This window comes from Streptomyces thermovulgaris (assembly GCF_002155915.1).
In the GTDB taxonomy this organism is placed as follows: domain Bacteria; phylum Actinomycetota; class Actinomycetes; order Streptomycetales; family Streptomycetaceae; genus Streptomyces; species Streptomyces thermovulgaris.
Map to the genome: position 1 here is coordinate 1 of NZ_MUME01000206.1, position 2,535 is coordinate 2,535.

The following is a 2,535-nucleotide window of genomic DNA, read 5'->3' on the forward strand; positions in this document are numbered from 1 at the left end:
TCTGTCCCCCGCCCCCCTGCCATCCGGTCCGCTGCCGTCCGACCCCCTGTCGTCCGATCTCCTGGCGTCCGCTCTCCCGTCCGAGCGGAACCGGGGTCCCGAGGGAGGGATGCGATGAGTTCCCTGCTGCTCCTGACCAACGCCCTCCAGCCGTCGGCGGAGGTGCTCCCCGCACTGGGCCTGCTGCTGCACAACGTACGGGTGGCCCCGGCGGAGGGCCCCGCACTCATGGACACCCCGAAGGCCGACGTCATCCTGGTCGACGGACGGCGCGACCTGCCGCAGGTGCGCAGTCTGTGCCGGATGCTGCGCTCCACGGGCCTGAGCTGTCCGCTGATCCTCGTGGTCACCGAGGGCGGTCTCGCGGCCGTCACCGCCGACTGGGGCATCGACGACGTCCTGCTGGACACCGCGGGCCCCGCCGAGGTGGAGGCCCGGATCCGGCTGGCCCTGGGCCGCCAGCAGCTGGCGGGCGACGACTCCCCCCTGGAGATCCGCACCGGCGACCTGTCCGTGGACGAGGCGACCTACAGCGCCAAGATCAAGGGCAAGGTGCTGAACCTGACCTTCAAGGAGTTCGAGCTCCTGAAGTATCTCGCCCAGCACCCGGGCCGGGTCTTCACCCGCGCCCAGCTGCTGCAGGAGGTCTGGGGCTACGACTACTTCGGCGGCACCCGGACGGTCGACGTGCACGTCCGGAGGCTGCGGGCCAAGCTCGGCCCCGAGCACGAGTCGCTGATCGGAACCGTCCGGAACGTCGGCTACCGGTTCGTCGTCCCCGAGAAGGTCGAGCGTGCCGCGGACGAGGCCCAGGCCGAGGCGGCCCGGCCGAAGCCGGACAGTCCCGACGCCGCGGACGACCCGGCGTCCGAACGGGCCCGCGCACAGGCCTGACGGGCCCGCGCACGGCGCGGGGAACGCACAGGGCACAAGTCACAGGGCACAAGTCACAGGGAAACGCACGGGGAAGGCACACGGGAAAAGCCGGGAAAGACCCGGAAAGCCCCGGAAAAGACGGAGGAAAGGCACGGAGAGCGCTCCGGCAGGGCGTCGCGTCCGCACGTCCACGCCTCGATACGCCCTGCCCGGAACAGGTCCATCCGCGTAGACTCCGCGCGTGGCCAAGGTGACTCGTGACGACGTGGCGCGGCTGGCGGGGACGTCCACCGCGGTGGTCAGCTATGTCATCAACAACGGACCCCGGCCGGTGGCCCCGGCCACGCGTGAACGCGTCCTCGCCGCGATCAAGGAGCTGGGGTACCGGCCCGACCGGGTCGCCCAGGCGATGGCCTCACGGCGCACGGACCTCATAGGTCTGATCATCCCGGACGCCCGCCAGCCCTTCTTCGGCGAGATGGCGCACGCGGTGGAGTGGGCCGCGGCCGAGCGCGGAAAGATGGTGCTCGTCGGCAACTCCGACTACGTGGCCGAGCGCGAGGTCCACTATCTGCGCGCGTTCCTCGGCATGCGGGTCTCCGGCCTGATCCTCGTCAGTCACGCGCTGAACGACCTGGCCGCCGCCGAGATCGAGGCCTGGGACGCCCGGGTGGTGCTGCTGCACGAGCGGCCCGAGTCCATCGACGACGCGGCCGTGGTCACCGACGACCTCGGCGGTGCCCAGCTCGCCGTACGCCACCTGCTGGAGCACGGCTACGAGTACGTCGCCTGCATGGGCGGCACGGCCGACACCCCGCCCGTGGGCGACCCGGTCTCCGACCACGTCGAGGGCTGGCGGCGCGCGATGGCCGAGGCCGGTCTCTCCACCGAGGGGCGCCTGTTCGAAGCGCCGTACAACCGCTACGACGCCTACCGGATCGCCCTGGAGATCCTCTCGGGCCCGAACCGCCCCCCGGCGATCTTCTGCTCCACCGACGACCAGGCGATCGGCCTGCTGCGGGCCGCGCGCGAACTGCGCATCGACGTGCCGGGCGAGCTGGCGGTGGCCGGGTTCGACGACATCAAGGAGGCGGCGCTGGCGGACCCGCCGCTGACGACGGTCGCCTCGGACCGGTCGGCGATGGCCCGGACGGCCGTGGACCTGGTGCTGGACGACGCGCTGCGGGTCTCCGGTTCACGGCGGGACCGGCTGAAGGTGTTCCCGACGCGGCTGGTGGTACGCCGGTCCTGCGGCTGCGAGAACCCGCAGGACGCGGCGTAGTCGCGCCGTCGCGCGGCGCTTCGCTCAGCGTTTCCTCATGAGGGGCGCCCGAGCTTCTGTCGGGCTTCTCAGCCGGGACTCAGGTGTCTTTCATGATCACGGGTCACTCTCTTCACCATGAGCGAGAACATCCGCCGCGACGGCGCGTTCGAGGACTCCCGGCGTGACGGCCGGACCCCGGCGCCCCTCGGGCGACCGGCCCCCAAGGCCCCGACGGCTCCGGCGTCCGGGACGTCCCCGCACGCCCCCGCGCCCGGCGCGGCCGCGGGCCGCCGCACCGGCGGCGCCCGGGCTCTCGCTCCGGCCGGGCTCCGAGGAGCCCGCGGTCCCGGGACGGCAGCTCCCGGCCTCCTCTCCTCCTCCCCCACCCCCCACAG

The 2,535-nt window shown here is 72.7% G+C and carries 2 protein-coding genes and 1 pseudogene; all 3 read left to right on the forward strand.

Annotated elements, in window-relative coordinates; translation table 11 throughout:
- Positions 1-114: 114 nt before the first annotated feature.
- A complete protein-coding gene (locus tag CCN35_RS17340; protein WP_067397165.1) occupies positions 115-894 on the forward strand; it encodes a response regulator transcription factor in 780 nt (259 codons plus the stop codon).
- Between the two features lie 223 nt (positions 895-1,117).
- Positions 1,118-2,158, forward strand: a complete 1,041-nt coding sequence (locus CCN35_RS17345) for a LacI family DNA-binding transcriptional regulator (protein ID WP_067397166.1) — start codon at positions 1,118-1,120, stop codon at positions 2,156-2,158.
- Positions 2,159-2,275: 117 nt separating this feature from the next.
- Positions 2,276-2,535 (forward strand): annotated as a pseudogene (locus tag CCN35_RS28940) (hypothetical protein); the annotation flags it as partial.